Source organism: Cohnella fermenti, assembly GCF_004801405.1.
GTDB lineage: Bacteria > Bacillota > Bacilli > Paenibacillales > Paenibacillaceae > Cohnella > Cohnella fermenti.
Genome location: NZ_SSOB01000020.1, coordinates 134,135 through 150,323 on the forward strand (window position 1 = coordinate 134,135; position 16,189 = coordinate 150,323).

General features: G+C 53.8%; 11 protein-coding genes. All 11 read left to right on the forward strand.

What is annotated here, in order from left to right; translation table 11 throughout:
* The first annotated feature begins 150 nt into the window (after positions 1 to 150).
* The 11 genes from E6C55_RS16915 (at position 151) to E6C55_RS16965 (ending at position 16,145) form a co-directional block, all read left to right on the forward strand.
* Positions 151 to 471 carry a YerC/YecD family TrpR-related protein gene (locus E6C55_RS16915; protein WP_136370989.1) on the forward strand — a complete coding sequence of 107 codons (321 nt, stop codon included), beginning with the start codon at positions 151 to 153 and terminating at the stop codon, positions 469 to 471.
* Positions 472 to 1,089: 618 nt separating this feature from the next.
* Positions 1,090 to 2,874, forward strand: coding sequence for a histidine kinase (locus E6C55_RS16920; protein ID WP_168735700.1), 1,785 nt, complete (start codon positions 1,090 to 1,092; stop codon positions 2,872 to 2,874).
* Positions 2,875 to 2,926: 52 nt separating this feature from the next.
* Positions 2,927 to 4,594: a response regulator transcription factor gene (locus tag E6C55_RS16925; RefSeq protein ID WP_136370991.1), complete on the forward strand. Its 1,668-nt coding sequence runs from the start codon at positions 2,927 to 2,929 to the stop codon at positions 4,592 to 4,594.
* Positions 4,595 to 4,738: 144 nt separating this feature from the next.
* On the forward strand, positions 4,739 to 5,731 hold the full coding sequence (locus E6C55_RS16930) for an ABC transporter permease (RefSeq protein WP_136370992.1): 993 nt from the start codon (positions 4,739 to 4,741) through the stop codon (positions 5,729 to 5,731).
* 26 nt (positions 5,732 to 5,757) lie between these two features.
* On the forward strand, positions 5,758 to 6,696 hold the full coding sequence (locus E6C55_RS16935) for a carbohydrate ABC transporter permease (RefSeq protein ID WP_136370993.1): 939 nt from the start codon (positions 5,758 to 5,760) through the stop codon (positions 6,694 to 6,696).
* A 76-nt stretch (positions 6,697 to 6,772) separates the two neighbouring features.
* Positions 6,773 to 8,389 carry an ABC transporter substrate-binding protein gene (locus E6C55_RS16940; RefSeq protein ID WP_136370994.1) on the forward strand — a complete coding sequence of 539 codons (1,617 nt, stop codon included), beginning with the start codon at positions 6,773 to 6,775 and terminating at the stop codon, positions 8,387 to 8,389.
* Positions 8,390 to 8,858: 469 nt separating this feature from the next.
* Positions 8,859 to 9,701, forward strand: coding sequence for a sirohydrochlorin chelatase (locus tag E6C55_RS16945; protein ID WP_230986720.1), 843 nt, complete (start codon positions 8,859 to 8,861; stop codon positions 9,699 to 9,701).
* Positions 9,702 to 9,723: 22 nt separating this feature from the next.
* Positions 9,724 to 10,587, forward strand: a complete 864-nt coding sequence (locus tag E6C55_RS16950) for a YegS/Rv2252/BmrU family lipid kinase (RefSeq protein ID WP_407923743.1) — start codon at positions 9,724 to 9,726, stop codon at positions 10,585 to 10,587.
* An 87-nt stretch (positions 10,588 to 10,674) separates the two neighbouring features.
* On the forward strand, positions 10,675 to 12,246 hold the full coding sequence (rlmD, locus tag E6C55_RS16955) for a 23S rRNA (uracil(1939)-C(5))-methyltransferase RlmD (RefSeq protein WP_211093600.1): 1,572 nt from the start codon (positions 10,675 to 10,677) through the stop codon (positions 12,244 to 12,246).
* A gap of 371 nt (positions 12,247 to 12,617) precedes the next feature.
* Positions 12,618 to 15,218, forward strand: a complete 2,601-nt coding sequence (locus E6C55_RS16960) for a sacsin N-terminal ATP-binding-like domain-containing protein (protein ID WP_136370996.1) — start codon at positions 12,618 to 12,620, stop codon at positions 15,216 to 15,218.
* A gap of 375 nt (positions 15,219 to 15,593) precedes the next feature.
* On the forward strand, positions 15,594 to 16,145 hold the full coding sequence (locus tag E6C55_RS16965) for a hypothetical protein (RefSeq protein WP_136370997.1): 552 nt from the start codon (positions 15,594 to 15,596) through the stop codon (positions 16,143 to 16,145).
* Positions 16,146 to 16,189 lie beyond the last annotated feature (44 nt).

Genomic DNA, 16,189 nt, shown 5'->3' on the forward strand with positions numbered 1-16,189 from the left:
GGAAGGGCGGTTGCGTATAGACGTTTGCCCCGGTTGCGGCGGAATTCAACCCTCTGACGCGTGAACACGGTAAAGTTTGAAAAAAGCGAAGAAACGCAGTACAATAAAAGGGTATAAGCAATTTTGACGACATACAAAGGTGGCCTGGCTATGCAGTTGAAGAAACTGAACGATAAATCCATCGACCAGCTCTTCGAAGCGATTCTGACCTTGAAGGATGTCGAGGAATGCTATGTCTTCTTCGACGACCTGTGTACGGTCAACGAGATTCAATCGCTGTCGCAGCGATTGGAGGTAGCTCGAATGCTGGGCAAGGGCAACACGTACAATCAGATCGAATCCGAGACTGGAGCGAGCACGGCGACGATCTCGCGCGTGAAGCGCTGCCTCAACTACGGCAACGACGGCTATAAACTCGCGCTTGAGAGACTCGGCCGCTTCGGCGTCGACCCGGCCCCGGACAAGGGCTAAGGTTAAGGCTAACGCTGAGGCTGGAGCTGAAGCCAAGCGCGGCCACGCGATCCCGGCTCCAACATACCCGACGTCTATTCGATAAAGCTCCCCTTGGGGAGCTTTATTTAAATATCAGCGGGTCTACAGGCTAAGCCGCGGATCCCCTGCCACCGATACGGATGAACGCCGTATTTTATGTGAAAAATCACATTCGCGCAGCACGGAAACCGGCGGTTTGGACGATTATATGTGAAAAATCGCATTCGTGGAGGAACATCCGGCCGGAAATGCTGGATATATGCGAAAAACCACATAAAACGCCGTAATTCGCTCCCCATCATGCCAACGAATGCGAAAAACCGCATAAAATTGCAACAGCCATCGCCCCGAGGCAAAACTCCCTCCACTAATCCAAGACCAACCCAAGACCAACCCAAGACCGACCCGAAAGCAACCAAAAACCAATTCGAGACCAACCCAAGACCAACTCGAAATCAATCCGAAACCAATCCGAGACCAACCCCCATCGACCGCAGGGGAGCGCTTAGCTTGGCAGGGCAATCTGGTATTGCCAGCCTCTCGCCCCTACGGTATGCTAGGAACAAATTGGAAGACGGTCCCCGAGGGGGAGAGACGATGGGATTCTGGCAATCGGTGCGGTTTCGAATTGTGTTCGGTTTTATTCTCATTATCGCGCCGCTCGTACTGTTTCTTTTCTACAACAATCTCTATGCCATGGACGTCGTTCGCGGACAGATCTCGTCACATTACAACAAGCTGCTTATGGCGAATGTGCGGGAGAACGACAAAATTCTGGAGGAATACAAGCGGTATCTGATCCGGCTCGAACGCAACTCGGACATTCCGCTGCTCCAATCGCTCGCTCCTCTTGACAGCGATTACAATCTGGCGAAGATCCGCCTGAACAACCAGTTCGTGCTCGATTCCGGCGGCATCTATTACAGCATGGATACGCTCTTCATCTATATTCGCGGCAACGACGACCTGTTCTTCGCCACCTCGGACAACACGAACAACTCCGAGAAGCAGGCCATCCTGCTGAAGTGGGGGCGGGAGAACCTGATGTCCTCGAAGCTGCCGGACCCGGCGCTGAACGAGACAAGCCGCTGGAGCTCGGTCGAGCTGGACGGGATGAACTACCTGCTCAGCACGTACGACCTCGGCCTGAACGTCTATGCCGGGGTGCTCGTCCGCACGCCTTCGCTGCTGCGGGTGCTCGAGAACTTCGCGGTCGGCCCCGAAGGGGGAGCCTTCCTCATGAACGAGAAGGGCGAGCTGCTCGCCGACAGCCCTTCGCCGCTTATCCAGTCGCGCGACTTCCGCGGGAAGATTGCGGCCATGCAGACGGCCTACGGCGAGATTCGCCAGGACGGCAAGTCGTACCTCGTGCTCTCGGAGCCCTCCGCGAAGGCGGACGTGAGCTACGTCATCGTCATGCCGGAATCTTCCCTGCTGCAGAATCTCCCCTCCTTCCAGAAAATCCTGTACTACTGGATTCCGCTGATGGTGGCGGTTCTTCTCTCTTTCTATTTGATTTTCCTTCAGCGAATTATTTTCAGGCCGCTTGTCCGCCTCATTCGCGGGATGCGCAAGCTGGGGCAAGGGCGACTCGACGTCCGTCTGCCCGACACGTCGGGGGGCAACACGGAATTCGCGTTCCTGTCGCGCACGTTCAACCAGATGGCGGAGCAGATCGAGCGGCTCAAAATCGACGTCTACGAGGAGCAGCTGAGGGTGCAGCGGGCGGAGTACAAGCATCTTCAAATCCAGATCAATCCGCACTTCTATATGAACAGCTTAAACATTATTTATAATCTCGCGGCGCTGAAGGATTACAAGACGGTGCAGAAGCTGTCCCTCCACCTGGCCGACTACTTCCGCTTCCTCATGCAGAGCAACCGGACGGTCGTGACGCTGGAGGAGGAGATCAAGCATATCGGCCACTACCTGGAGATCCAGAAGCTGCGCTATGTGAACAAACTCGATTACGAGCTGGACATCGACCCGAAGCATCGCTCGTTCGCCATCGCGCCGCTTATGATCCAGCCGTTCGTCGAGAACAGCGTCATCCACGGCTTCAACAAGCGGCCGCAGGACGGCACGTTGTTCCGCATCCGCATCGCCGCGCGGGAGGACGAAGCGGAGCCGGGGCGGTTCGTCGCGCTGACGATCGAGGACAACGGCTCGGGCTTCCCGCAGACGATGCTGGAGGAACTGGAGAGCGGCCGTTACGTGTCGGAGGGCGGGGACCGGCATCTTGGCATCTGGAACATTCTGCGGCGGTTCAAGATGCTGTACGGGGACGCCGGGGGAATCCGCTTCTACAACGTGACCGGCGGCGGAGCGGGCGTCGAGGTTCGGCTGCCGACCGAGGTTCCGCTGCGGCTGGACGCGGAATAGCGACTGAGGAACAGCGACCGGGGGAAAAGATTGTGCGAAAGGGGAGAGGCTTATGCTGACGATGCTCGTGGTGGACGACGAGATTTATGCGCTCAAGGGGATTACGCAAGGAATCGACTGGTCGGATCTGCCGATCGGGACCATTCTGGAGGCGGAGGACGTCGAGGAGGCGAAGCGCCGCTTAAGGGAGCAGCCGGTCGACCTCGTCATCTCGGATATCGAGATGCCCGGGGCGAACGGGCTCGAGCTGCTGCGGCACATTCGCGAGACGTCGCCGAACACGCTTACGATCTTCCTGACCGGGCACGCCCGGTTCGAATATGCGCAGGAGGCGCTGCAGAACGGCTGCTTCGACTACGTGCTGAAGCCGGTCGACCATGACGTGCTGAAGGAGATCGCGCGCCGCGGCGTCGCCGAGCTTATTCGCCGGAAGGAGCAGGCGAAGTTCGAGGACACGCTGGAATCGTACCGCCGCCAGTGGGCGAGCCAGCTCCCGATTCTGGTCGAGCGCTTCTGGCAGGACGTGCTGGCCGGGCGGCTCTCGATGAGCGCGGAACGGCTGAACCGCGAGCTCGCGCTGTTCGGCATCCCGCTCTCGGCGGACCGGCAGGCGCTGCCGATTCTGCTGAGCATCGAGCATTGGGAGATGGAGCTGGACGCCCGCGACGAGAGCATCATGGAATACGCCGTGCGCAAGGCGGCGGCGGAGATTGTGCTTGGCGAGCAGGCGATCGGGGCGGTGCTGCAGGATCGGAGCGGGCTTAATCTCGCGCTCGTCTATTCCTCGGCGGAAGCGAACGGCGGGCAGAGCCCGGACCAGAGCCCGGGGCGGAGCCGGCCGGAGCTGCTCGCCCGGTGTGCGGAGTATGTGAAGGCGTGCCAGGAGTACTTCCATTGCCGCGTGAGCTGTTACGTGGGCGAGAGCGTGCCGATCAGCCGGCTGGCGGCCGCGCTCGAGAAGCTGTCGCAGCTCGAGCGGGCCAACCTGTCGGAGACGCGCTCGGTTATCGACGCGCCGCAGAAGGAGGCGGAGCTGGCGGCGGCCGGAACGACGGCGGGAGCCGGCGCGGGCCCGGCGATGCCGTCGTTCACGGAGTGGGGGCTGCTGCTCGACCGGGGCGAGGCGGGGGAGCTGGCGAAGGAGCTGGAGCGGACGATGGCCCGGTTCCAGAGCGAGGGAGCGACCCGGGAGCATCTGGAGCAGTTCTACTTCGGCTATGCCCACATGCTGCTGCAGGCGGCTTCCCGCAGGGGGCTGTCGATCTACGATGCGCTCGCGGCGCAGGAGCTGGCGGAGGGGCAGACGGCGCGGAGCGCGGCGGCGATGTCGGCATGGGCGCTGAAGCTGGCGGTCAAGCTCGGGGCGGCGTGCGCGGACGGGAGCAAGGAGACGAGCGCGATTATCGCGAAGGTGCATTCCTACATTCAGGACCACCTGCACGAGGACATCGGCCGCGACGACATCGCCCGCTGCGTCTACCGCAATCCGGCGTACCTGTCGAGGCTGTTCCGCAAGGAGACGGGGCTCTCGCTGACCGATTACATCGCGCAGGTGAAGATCGAGCGGGCGAAGAAGCTGCTGACGGACACGAACGACAAGATCAGCAACATCGCGGAGGGGCTCGGATACCTGCACTTCTCCTACTTCGCGAAGCTGTTCCGCAAGACGACCGGGCTGACGCCGCAGGAGTATCGGAAGAAGCATCAGACCATCTCGTAGACGGTTGAGAGAAAACGTTTTACAAAAAGTCACCAAAGTGCTATATCGGTCATCCCAGTAGATAGATAGGGCCGCCCCGGCCGCCGTACAATAAGATCACAAGCCAACCAAGGAACCAATTAGAGACAAAGGATTGTGATGGAGATGGAACAGGCGACACCGGCGGCGATCCGCAGGAAGAAGGCGGGGAAGGAGAAGCGGGCGAGAACTCTTAACCAGAGCTACTGGTCCAAATACGGCGTTTTCTATCTGATGATGGCTCCGGCGCTGATCGTGCTGCTGATTAACAATTACATTCCGATGGTCGGCGGGCTGATCGCCTTCAAGAACATGACGTACGCGTCCCCGAGCTTCTTCCAGAACTTCCTGGACAGCCCCTGGGTCGGTTGGGACAACTTCAAGTTCCTGTTCCAGACAAGCGATGCATGGCTGATCACGAGGAACACGATTCTGTACAACGTTGTCTTCATCGTCACGAACCTGGTCTTCGGCGTCGGCTTCGCTCTCCTGTTCAACAACCTGAAGAGCAAACGGCTTGCGAAGTTTCACCAGACGACGATGTTCCTGCCGTACTTCCTGTCGATGATCATCATGGCCTACCTCGTGTACGCGTTCCTGAACCCGGAGATCGGCATCCTTAACAAAATTATTTTCCCGATGCTTGGTTGGGAGACGATCGACTGGTACAGCGAGCCGAAGTGGTGGCCGCTTATCCTGCCGATCATCAACGAATGGCGGAACGTCGGCTACTACGCGGTCATCTACCTGGCGGCGATCATCGGCATCGACCACGAGTATTACGAGGCCGCGCACATCGACGGCGCCAGCAAGTGGAGGCAGGTGTGGAGCATCACGGTTCCTCTCATCCGGCCGGTTATTATCACAATGACGCTTCTGCAGATCGGAAGGATTTTCTACGCGGACTTCGGGCTCTTCTTCCAGGTGACCCGCAACGCCGGGGCGCTCTACGACACGACGCTCGTTATCGACACTTACGTCTATCAAGGCTTCATGGTCATGGGGGATATCGGAATGTCCTCGGCCGCAGGGCTCTACCAAGCCGTCATCGGCTTCGTACTGGTGCTGGCCTCGAACCTCGTCGTTCGCCGGGTCAGCAAGGATGACGCCCTGTTCTAACTACAAGCCGAAGGAGGAACCATTCCATGACCACGACGACTCTCAGACGCAAGCGCGCCAAGACCTACTCGGTAAGCGAAGTGTCCCGCGGCGCGAACCTTGCCATCAATATCTTCTTCTGGTTCTACACGGTGGCGTGCGTGCTTCCGCTGCTGCTCATTCTGGCGGTATCGTTCTCCGACGAACAGCGGGTGCAGCTTAACGGCTACAAGCTGTGGCCGGAGAAGTTCAGCCTCGGAGCCTACGACTTCCTCATCAAGGACTGGAGGCCGATCGTCGAATCGTACGGGGTATCGCTCTTCGTGACGATCGTCGGAACGTTCGTGGCGCTGGCGATCATGACGCTGTATGCGTATCCGATCTCGCGCCGGGACTTCAAGCACCGCGGCATCTTCACCTTCATCATGTTCTTCACGATCCTGTTCAACAGCGGGCTCGTTCCCTTCTATCTGACGTATAAGCAAGGGCTTCACCTGCAAGACACGATGCTCGTCCTCATGATGCCGTTCTTCGTGCAGGCGTTCTTCGTCCTTCTGATCCGCACATTCTTCCAGAACTCGATCCCGCCGGCGCTTATGGAATCGGCGAAGATCGACGGGGCGGGCGAGCTGAGAACGTTCTTCCAGATCGTGCTTCCGCTCTCGCTTCCGGTGCTGGCATCGGTCGGCCTGCTCTGCACGATGAACCTGTGGAACGACTGGTTCAACAGCCTGCTGTTCATCTCGCCGGACGGTCCGATGAGCATTCAGTTCCGGATGTACCGGGCGTTGCTCGATATCCAGTACCTAAGCTCCAATTCGCAAGCGTACTCGGCGATCATGCAGGCGAACCCGAACTTCCGGATGCCGAGCGAGACCGCGCGGATGGCGATGGCCGTCGTCGGGATCGGGCCGATCATCTTCGTGTATCCGTTCTTCCAGCGCTACTTCATCACGGGCCTGACGGTCGGCGCCGTCAAGGGATAAGCAATGGCTTCTACCGGTTACCGGCCGGTTGAGCATACATTCTGTATCTCAATGATAAAAAGGGAGGCAACACCACATGCTCAAGCTGAGCAGAAAGATCTCGAAGTCGTTCGCGCTATCGCTGACGGCAGTAACGGCCTTATCGCTTATCCTGGCAGGCTGCGGCAACAATAACAACAATAGCGGCAACTCTTCCTCGCCGTCCGCTTCCCCGTCCCCGTCCGAGAGCGCATCCGCTCCGGCTTCGGAGAGCGCATCGCCGGCGGAATCGTCCGCTGCGCCATCGGATCTGAAGGAGTATAAGCTGACGTTCTTCCTTCCCGGCACGCCTCCGAAGGATGAAGTGAAGGTCGAGACGGAGATCAACAAGTATCTGAAGGAAAAGATCAATGCGACGCTGGATATCAACTTCGTGGACTGGGGCCAATGGGATAACAAGATGAATCTGGCGATCGCTTCCCGCGATCCGATGGACATCATCTTCACCGCCTCGTGGAACGGCCACTCGGCCAACGTGGCGAAGGGCGCCTTCCTGCCGCTGAACGATCCGAACGGCAAGTACGGCAACCTGATCGAGCAGTACGGGCAGGACATTCTGTCCAGCCTGCCGGAAGCGTTCCTGAAGGGAGCCAAGATCAACGGCTTCAACTATGGAGTGCCGGCGAACAAGGAATTGGCGGAGCAGGGCGGCATCGTGTACCGCAAGGACATCGCCGACGAGCTGGGCCTGACGGAGAAGATCAACGCGGTGAAGACGATCGCGGACCTCGAGCCGATCCTGGCCGAAGTGAAGGCGAAGAAGCCGGAGATGACGCCGATCTTCATGCGCGACGGCGAGAACTTCAACGCCCACTACTTCGCGAAGTACGACTACCTCGGCGACAATACGATCGACGGCGTTATCATGAAGGACGGCACGGACACGGTCGTCAAGTCCCGTTATGATCAGCCGCGTTATCTGGAGACGCTGAAGATTACCCGCGAGTTCTTCCAGAAGGGCTACATCAACAAGGATGCGGCGACGACGCAGCTTGGCGTGAACGACGCGCTGAAGAAGGGCGACGTGTTCATGGTTCCTTCGCCGCTGAAGCCGGGCAAGGACGCCGAGCTCGCTTCCGCGACGGGGCTGTCCGGCAAGCTGGCGCAGGTCGCGATGACGGAACGCACGGTCGCAACGAGCGACACGGCCGGCTCGATGCTCGGCATCTCCTCGACGTCCGGCGACCCGGCCCGCGCGATGATGTTCATCGATCTGCTGCACTCCGACAAGTACCTGAACAACCTGATCAACTTCGGCATCGAAGGCGACCATTATTCCCGCAGCGGAGAGATCATCACCCCGACCGACAACACGCCTAACTACAGCATCGGCGCGGCGTGGATGCTCGGCAATCAGATGATCAACTACGTCTGGAACACGGAAGCTCCGGACAAGTGGGACCAGTTCAAGGCGTTCAACGAAGGCGCGCACAACTCTCCGGCCCTCGGCTTCACATTTAACGCCGAGCCGGTCAAGTCGCAGGCGTCCGTCATGAACAACACCCGCAAGCAGTACGACCCGGGTCTGGACACCGGCTCCGTCGATCCTTCGAAGGCGGAGGAATACTTCAAGAAGCTGAAGTCGAACGGCCTTGACGATGTCATCGCCGAGAAGCAGAAGCAGTTGGACGCGTTCCTCGCGGCCAACAAGTAAGGACAGATAGGCAGGCAGGAGCAGGAGACCGCCGGGCGCTTAACAGCGCTTGGCGGTTTTTGGCGTATGCTCATGTTCGAGAAGCCGCCGATGCGCGGGGTGCCCGGATTTTATGCGAAAAATCATATTCGTGCAGCGCGATACCGGGCGGTCGCAAAAGCCAGCGGATCGGAGGGCGATCTACCCTGATGCAGTGGGCGGCCATGCTTAGGCTGCTTCTATCTTTGGCTCAGGAGGCGACTGTCCGGTTCACCTTGTCCGCCGATTGGCCTTAGGCCGCCTCTCCCCCTCATTCAGGAACCGTCGCTCATCTGCACATGGCCGCGCTTGCGTCGCCTATCCCCTTGGAACAGGGGCGGGGCGCAAGATTTATTTTCCCGGGGATGGGTTACGTTGACATTGGGGATGCGATTCGATAGCATGAATGTGTTAGCGTGTTGCGGAACGGATGGGAAGCGGGGGGAGCATCGTGAAGCCGGGCATTCTGGTCATCGGCCATGGTTCGAGAGAGGCGCACTGGGCGGCGTCGGTGGAAGAGGCTGTCGGCGCGGTGCGCGAGGCGCTGCGGCCCGTTCCCGTGGAAGCGGCGTACCTGGAGCTGGTGGAAGGGCGCCTCATTCAGGACGGAATCGACAGGCTGGAAGCGGCGGGGGTTACGGATATTCTGGCGATTCCGCTGTTCGTCTCGGCCGGGAGCACGCATGTCGACGAGATTGGCTGGGCGCTTGGAGCATACGAGGAGCCGCGGCGCGAGACGGACCTTGAGCGAATTCGGGTTCGCGCGAGGTTGACGTACGGACGGCCGATCGCGGACGATTCGGAGATTGCGGACGTGCTGCTGGACCGGGTTGCGGAGGCATCGGGGCTGGAGGGGCGCGAGGCGGCGGAGATCGCTCTGCTGCTCGTCGGCCACGGCAGCGAGGAGCCCTGGTTCTATGAGGAATGGCATCGCGGGCTGGACGGCCTGGCCGCTCTGATGAAGGAGCGGGGAGGCTATGCCGACGCCGGCGTGGCGACGCTGCGTCCCGACGAGGTCGCGGCTGCGGTGCGTTCGTTGAAGGAGCGGGCTCCGGGGCTTGTCGTTGCGGCGGTTCCCGTGATGATCAGCGAAGGGTACTTCACCTCGTCGGTCATCCCGCGCAGGCTGGACGGACTCGGCTGCGTCTATGCGGAGAGCTCGCTGTTGCCGCATCCGAAGCTGCAGGAATGGATTCGAAGGCAAGCCTCGTTATGGCTGCGTGAACAAGAGATTAGCTCGAGAGATAAAGAGGGTGAGCATATTGGAGAAAATCAGAGCGAGGCTGATCTATAACCCGACTTCGGGAAGGGAAGAGATGCGGCGTCGGTTGCCCTTGGTGCTTCAGCGATTGGAGCAAGGGGGGATCGAGACGTCCTGCCACGCGACGGAAGGCAAGGGGGACGCGGCGTTCGCGGCTTCTCTGGCAGTAGAGCGGGGGTACGATCTGGTCATCGCGGCGGGCGGAGACGGTACGCTTAACGAAGTCGTGAACGGGATCGCAAGGCACGAGAAGCGGCCGATGCTCGGGGTTATGCCTATGGGGACTACGAATGATTTTGCCCGGGCTCATGGCATTCCGCGCCGCTGGCAGGAGGCGGTGGACCTGATCGTGCGCCGCCACACGAGGCCGGTCGATATCGGCTATGCGACGGGCGATAAGTACTTCATTAATATTGCGGGCGGCGGCTTCCTCACGGACCTGTCCTATGAGGTGCCGAGCAAGCTGAAGACGATGATCGGTCAGCTCGCGTATTACGTGAAGGGCTTCGAGAAGGTCGTCAACTTCCATCCGTCGCGGCTGAACATCGTCGCGGAGGGCGTCGGGGAGTTCGAGGACGAGTACATGCTGTTCCTCGTGGCGAACAGCCAGTCGGTCGGCGGCTTCGAGAAGCTGGCGCCGCAGGCGAACACGAACGACGGCCTGTTCGATGTCGTGCTGCTGAAGAAGTGCAACCTCGCGGAGATGATCCGTATCGCGTCGCTTGCCATGCGGGGGGAGCATCTGAACGACTCGCACGTCATGCACTTCCAGACGTCGAAGCTGGTCGTCCGGGCGGAGGATCGGGTGCAGCTCAACCTCGACGGCGAGCTGGGCGGCACGCTCCCGACGGAGCTGGCGGTGCTCAAGAGCCACCTGGCGGTTATCGTGGACGAGACGGGGAAGACTTCGTACAAGTAGAAGAGGGCGGAGAGAGACGAAGATCGCCGAGACAGGCGCCGCTTCGTCTTTTTTATCGGTCAGTCCAGGGAAGGAATAGGGATCAAGATGGCATCATTCAAAAAAAACCATACCGGAGATTCGACCAAGAGGCGCTCGGGCGGCAAAAGCTCCCCGGGGAGCGAACGCAGAGACCGCTTCGGCGGCGGACAAACGAACGCCCGCGGCAGCGGTCGCAGGGGGAACGGTGCGCCGACCAGCTTGACGGGAGTTCCTGTCGAGGTCGGCCAGGCTGTCGAACTGGAGATCATCGGCCTGACCCACGAGGGAGAAGGGGTAGGCCGGGTGGCTGGCTACACCTTGTTCGTGCGCGGCGCGCTTCCGGGCGACCGGGTTCGAGCGGAAGTCGTCAGCATCGGCAAGTCGTTCGGGCGAGCTCGCCTTGCCGAGCTGCTGTCGCCAAGCGCCGACCGAATCTCCGCTTCCTGCGAGATCTACGACGCTTGCGGCGGCTGCCAGTTGCAGCATTGGAGCTACGAAGCCCAGCTTCGCTGGAAGCGCCAACTGGTGGCGGACAACCTGGCCCGGATCGGGAAGCTGCCTGTTGCCGGCTTGGCTGCGTCGGGAGAGCCGGAGGGGCGTCCTGCGATTATCGTGCATCCCGCGATCGGCATGGAAGAACCTTGGCGCTATCGCAACAAGGCGCAGATTCCGATCGGCTACGACCGTGCCGGCGGCCTCGTGGGCGGCTTCTTCGAGCAAGGCACCCACGACATCGTCGACATGGACGCCTGCCTCATCCAACAAGAGCAGAACGAAGAGACCTCGCGTATCGTGAAGGGCATCGCCCGTTCCCTCGGCTACAGCGCCTACGACCGCGAGACCGGCCGCGGCCTGCTGCGCCACGTCGTTGTCCGCCACGCGGAAGCGACCGGCGAGCGCATGGTCGTCCTCGTGACGAACGGCCGAGACCTGCCCCGCGCGGACGAGCTCGTGGCGCTGATTCGGGACGGCGTTCCCGGCGTGAGGAGCATCTGCCAGAACGTCAACGTGGAGCGTTCGCCGGTTATCTTCGGCGATGAGACCCGCGTCTTATGGGGCGAGGACGTCATCTACGACGACATCGGGGACATCCGCTTCGCGATCTCGGCTCGCTCCTTCTTCCAAGTCAACCCCGTGCAGACGGAGCGCCTGTACTCCTCCGCCGTTGCCTACGCCGCTCTCACCGGCGAGGAGACGGTGATCGACGCCTATTGCGGCATCGGAACGATCACCTTGTTCCTCGCAAGGCACGCCCGCCGCGTCTACGGCGTCGAGATCGTCCCCGAAGCGATCGCGGATGCTCGCCGCAACGCTGCACTGAACGGGATTCGCAACGCGGAATTCGAGGTCGGCGATGCGGGCGTCGTCATGCCGCGCTGGCAAGCAGCCGGAGTCTCGCCCGACGTCATCGTGGTGGACCCTCCTCGCAAGGGCTGCGATCCGGTTCTGCTGGAGACGATGCTTCAGCTTCGGCCGGAGAGGATCGTGTATGTGTCGTGCAATCCGAGCACCCTGGCGCGGGATCTGCGAGTGCTGGAGGACGGCGGCTATCGGACGGTGGAGGTTCAGCCGGTGGATATGTTTCCGCATACGGTGCATGTGGAGTGCCTAATATTGATGGTACGAAATGAGATGTGACAGTACTGCTCAAGAAGGTTGTTTACGTGTCGCTCGCTGAAATCGAATATATTGCTCGACATAATCATCGACAGGGTCGATGTTTGTCGGGGAGAGATCAAGGTTCACTTCAAGTTGTAGATCAGTCAGTTTATCGGACGATGAGCGTTTAGATTGGGAAATCAAAGTCGATGCCGATAAAGTGATTGAGTAAGGTCTATAGGACTAATTGAAGATGAGACTCCTGCCGCTTGCAGGGGTCTTTTCTTTTGTCGAAAATGGGAAAATTTTCTGGAGTTTGAATTGGAGATAGGATAATATTAATGTACATTTAAAATCGTATGTGGAATGTAAAAGGGGTATGTAATTATGAATAGTATAAGGAGGATCATATGGGTCAGTTTACATTGGCGGAACTGAGAGATATAAATAAGTTGGTGACATCAAGAAGGGAACTATACGAAAAAACTCAGGATATTCAATCTATGTATGAAGCTTCGCGAGCAATGTACAGTGATGATTCAGCATTTGTTCTTGAGTTATTGCAAAATTCTGATGATTGCACTGCTAATAAAGTTGAAATTTATTTGAATGACCGAGAAATCAGCTTAAAACATAACGGGAAATGCTTTGATTTAAGTGATATAGAACAGATCACCAAAGCTAGCCAAGTGAATAACAGCAAAGCAACAGATGACAGTAAGATAGGAAAGTTTGGAATTGGATTTAAATCAGTTTTTAATGTTACAGCAAAGCCTAAGATAACGTCAGGTAAATATCAATTTGAAATACATGATTATCTTATCCCCAAGTTTAATATACCCAATATTGAAGGTGAAACTAGTGATCTTTCATATACTGAAAATTACGATACTTGTATAGAACTTCCGTACACTGATGGTGAGGTCTTTCAAAAAGTGTATGATAGACTTCGTGACATTTCCAGTAGGTACCTATTATTTCTTAATCATATAACCGCTCTGCATGTGAAAGTTGAAAAAGAAGATGAAATAGTATATGAAAATGTAGTAAGTAAAGAAAATATTACTAAAGATTTTTTTGCGCTGGATAAATGTAACAGTGGTTTTAGAGAATTAATGGACGCAGGAATTGTATCTGTTTATCAAATTTCAAAGAAAACATACTTGGTGATTGATGGTAGGGTTGTAGGAGACAAAGCAAAGAGTGGGAATTATTATAAAAACATTAAGATTGCATTCGAAGTAACAAGGAATTCTGATGGCGAAATTAAGTTTATTTTTGCTGATAATTCAAATTTTAATGTATTTTTCCCTACTAATACACATGCTGGACTAGGTTACTTAATTCAAGGGAAGTATACAGTAGGAATGAGTCGGAAAGAATTATACAATGCCAATTTAGATATTTTCAGCGATTTAAATAATAGCCAGATCTTAGATGTTACAATTAAAATGCTAATTTGTGTCATCGATCTATTCTCCGAAAATGGATTAATTAATAAGAGCTTTCTTAATGTGATTTTACATTTTAATAAAGGCTCTAGCAATATTATAAAATCTAAATTTGAAGAGTCGTTATTGAATTATTTTCTAAATAATAACAAAATCCAACTAGGAGAACACTCACGCAATATTAATGATATCTTATTTACAGATGACATTGAAATAAAAAACATATTTAAAGCTAATCACTTTCATGATAATTGTTGTTGGATAGATAGCCAGTACATTGGATTTCATGGTTTTTTCTCTAAGATACAGGGTGTTAAAGTCGTTGATTTTGATAATATAATACAAACTATTGCTACTAACAAAAGTATCTTGGATATGGAAAATATCAAAGAATTGTACAAGTATTTGTTGAAAAAAAGAGGTAAGATTGAGAATCTAAAGTTCATTAAAACAAATACAGGTGAATATGTAACACTTAATGAAAAGGATATCTATTTGGATAATGGCATAAATAACTTAAGTGAAGTGGTATCTGAAATAAATAAAGAAACCAATCTAACATTTGCTCCAATTTTCATTGACGAGAACATACGCAACCAAGTAGGCTCACTTCTTAAATTAACAAATCTGAGGTATTCTTCAATTATTAAATTTATAGAAAAAGAATATTTTGTTCCAGGAGACTTACATGTTAAAAATTTGAAGCAGTATTTTGCTGGTTTTATTTTGATTTTGAAATTGATAAAGATTTCAGGGGAAAAAATAGAGCTTAAGAACATACCGATTATAGTGAAAAATAATGAGAGTGGATACTCCAAAAGAAAAACCAGTGATGCATTCTATATAGAAGATGAAGGAATTAAGAGCTTATACGTCAAATCTAAAGCTTTAAGCATTAGTGAATTTATAGATAATGAAATATATAACAGATATGTACCTGATGATTTGCAAGATGAGTTAATGAGGTTTTTCGCTGAATCTGAAGTTAAAAAAAATATGTTTGAAGTAAAAGAAATCGATGCGTATTACCCAGAGTTCTTTAATAGGGAAAACAGAGAAATATTCGAAAAAATACCGAAACCAATAAATTATAAAAATGAATATTCCATCTATAGCCCTACTATAGTTGCAGCGCAAAATATTCTTAAGTTTTTAAGTGAAAATGTTGATCTTACACATACCCAAATATTTATTAAATTACTTTTAGACTTTTTTGCGGTTGTTAAAGATAGAAGGGGATATATTCGTTTTTATTATAAAAAATGGGATAGTGTTCTTCTCAACGAACTCGATTTTATTACTATGTTAAAGAGTTACTCGTGGATAGTTATTGATAAAAACCCTCTGAAGACCAGACAAGTTTCACTTAAGGATTTGAAAAACGGTGGTTACTTACCTTCAGGATATAATGAGCAGGTCATATTTGCTATATGTGATATTATTGGAATTGACAGAGGTGAGTATAGTAGCGAAGTCAAGGCTATCTTAAATTTACTTAAAAGTAGAACTACAAATGAGTTGATTTTAATTGATTCTGAAATTTCGAAGTTATTATCGTAATTTCAAATCAATACTTCTCTTTTGGGAGTATAATGACTATCCTTGGGAGAGCTCTTGCATGCCAATGCAAGCGGTCAGGGAGTCGAGCCCACGATTCTCCACCAAATAACTACGACAAAACGGCAGAGATGCTGTTTTGTCGTAGTTATTGCGTGTATATAAAGGCTACACATGTGGAGTGCTGTGTGTCGCTTATCAGGAAATAGTTTATTGGAGCCACATTTACCTGTTTTCCTGGGACTCAAGCGTAAAGTAGCTTTGAGTCCTCTTAATTTGGTTTGATATAAAACAATTGAGTTTTTGAATGATAACTTTCGATGCAGATTGTAGCTTGTTGAATCATGAGATATAGTTTGATAAAGGAGGAATTGCATAATGGAGTTAAATAATAAATTGGCTTTAATTGTGGCTTTATATCTTTCTAAATTTGATACTATTGCTTTTAAAAAGTTGGGTTTCAAAAACGCTACAGACGCTTTTAACGAGATTAGTACAAGCCTATCTGTGAAGGCAAATACGATAAAGAATATGAGAGACGAATTTGATTCTATTCACGATAACCCACGGCAGGGCTGGTATCAGCGTCCCCTAAGGCCAAGCAGATTAAAAGTTATAGAGGCATTCCAAAACTTATCTGAAGAAGAACTATATGAAATTGTTGTTGAAATAATTGAGAATAAACAGTTTAAAGATTCTGATGAATGCTTGGAAATGATTGGACCAATATCTGATAAAGAAAAGAGAAGAACAGCGGGAAAAAGAAAATTCATTTTGCGAGGGCCAACGGGTAAAAAAGCAGAGGAGATATTTATTGAGTATTTCAACCAGCATAAAGTTCCTATGGTGTTAACGCTCACGTACTTTGTCGGTGAAAGAATCACCGACAATGACGTGGGCGTTCGTGCGTCAGGCACGACAGCTGCCTGAGAAGCCTAACGCCAATCATCAGGGGAGTGGAAAAACGGCAGGTC

Coding starts and splice junctions, on each gene's coding strand:
- E6C55_RS16915 (WP_136370989.1), top strand. CDS start 151: ATGCAGTTGAAGAAACTGAACGATAAATCCATCGACCAGCTCTTCGAA.
- E6C55_RS16920 (WP_168735700.1), top strand. CDS start 1,090: ATGGGATTCTGGCAATCGGTGCGGTTTCGAATTGTGTTCGGTTTTATT.
- E6C55_RS16925 (WP_136370991.1), top strand. CDS start 2,927: ATGCTGACGATGCTCGTGGTGGACGACGAGATTTATGCGCTCAAGGGG.
- E6C55_RS16930 (WP_136370992.1), top strand. CDS start 4,739: ATGGAACAGGCGACACCGGCGGCGATCCGCAGGAAGAAGGCGGGGAAG.
- E6C55_RS16935 (WP_136370993.1), top strand. CDS start 5,758: ATGACCACGACGACTCTCAGACGCAAGCGCGCCAAGACCTACTCGGTA.
- E6C55_RS16940 (WP_136370994.1), top strand. CDS start 6,773: ATGCTCAAGCTGAGCAGAAAGATCTCGAAGTCGTTCGCGCTATCGCTG.
- E6C55_RS16950 (WP_407923743.1), top strand. CDS start 9,724: ATGCGGCGTCGGTTGCCCTTGGTGCTTCAGCGATTGGAGCAAGGGGGG.
- rlmD (WP_211093600.1), top strand. CDS start 10,675: ATGGCATCATTCAAAAAAAACCATACCGGAGATTCGACCAAGAGGCGC.
- E6C55_RS16960 (WP_136370996.1), top strand. CDS start 12,618: ATGGGTCAGTTTACATTGGCGGAACTGAGAGATATAAATAAGTTGGTG.
- E6C55_RS16965 (WP_136370997.1), top strand. CDS start 15,594: ATGGAGTTAAATAATAAATTGGCTTTAATTGTGGCTTTATATCTTTCT.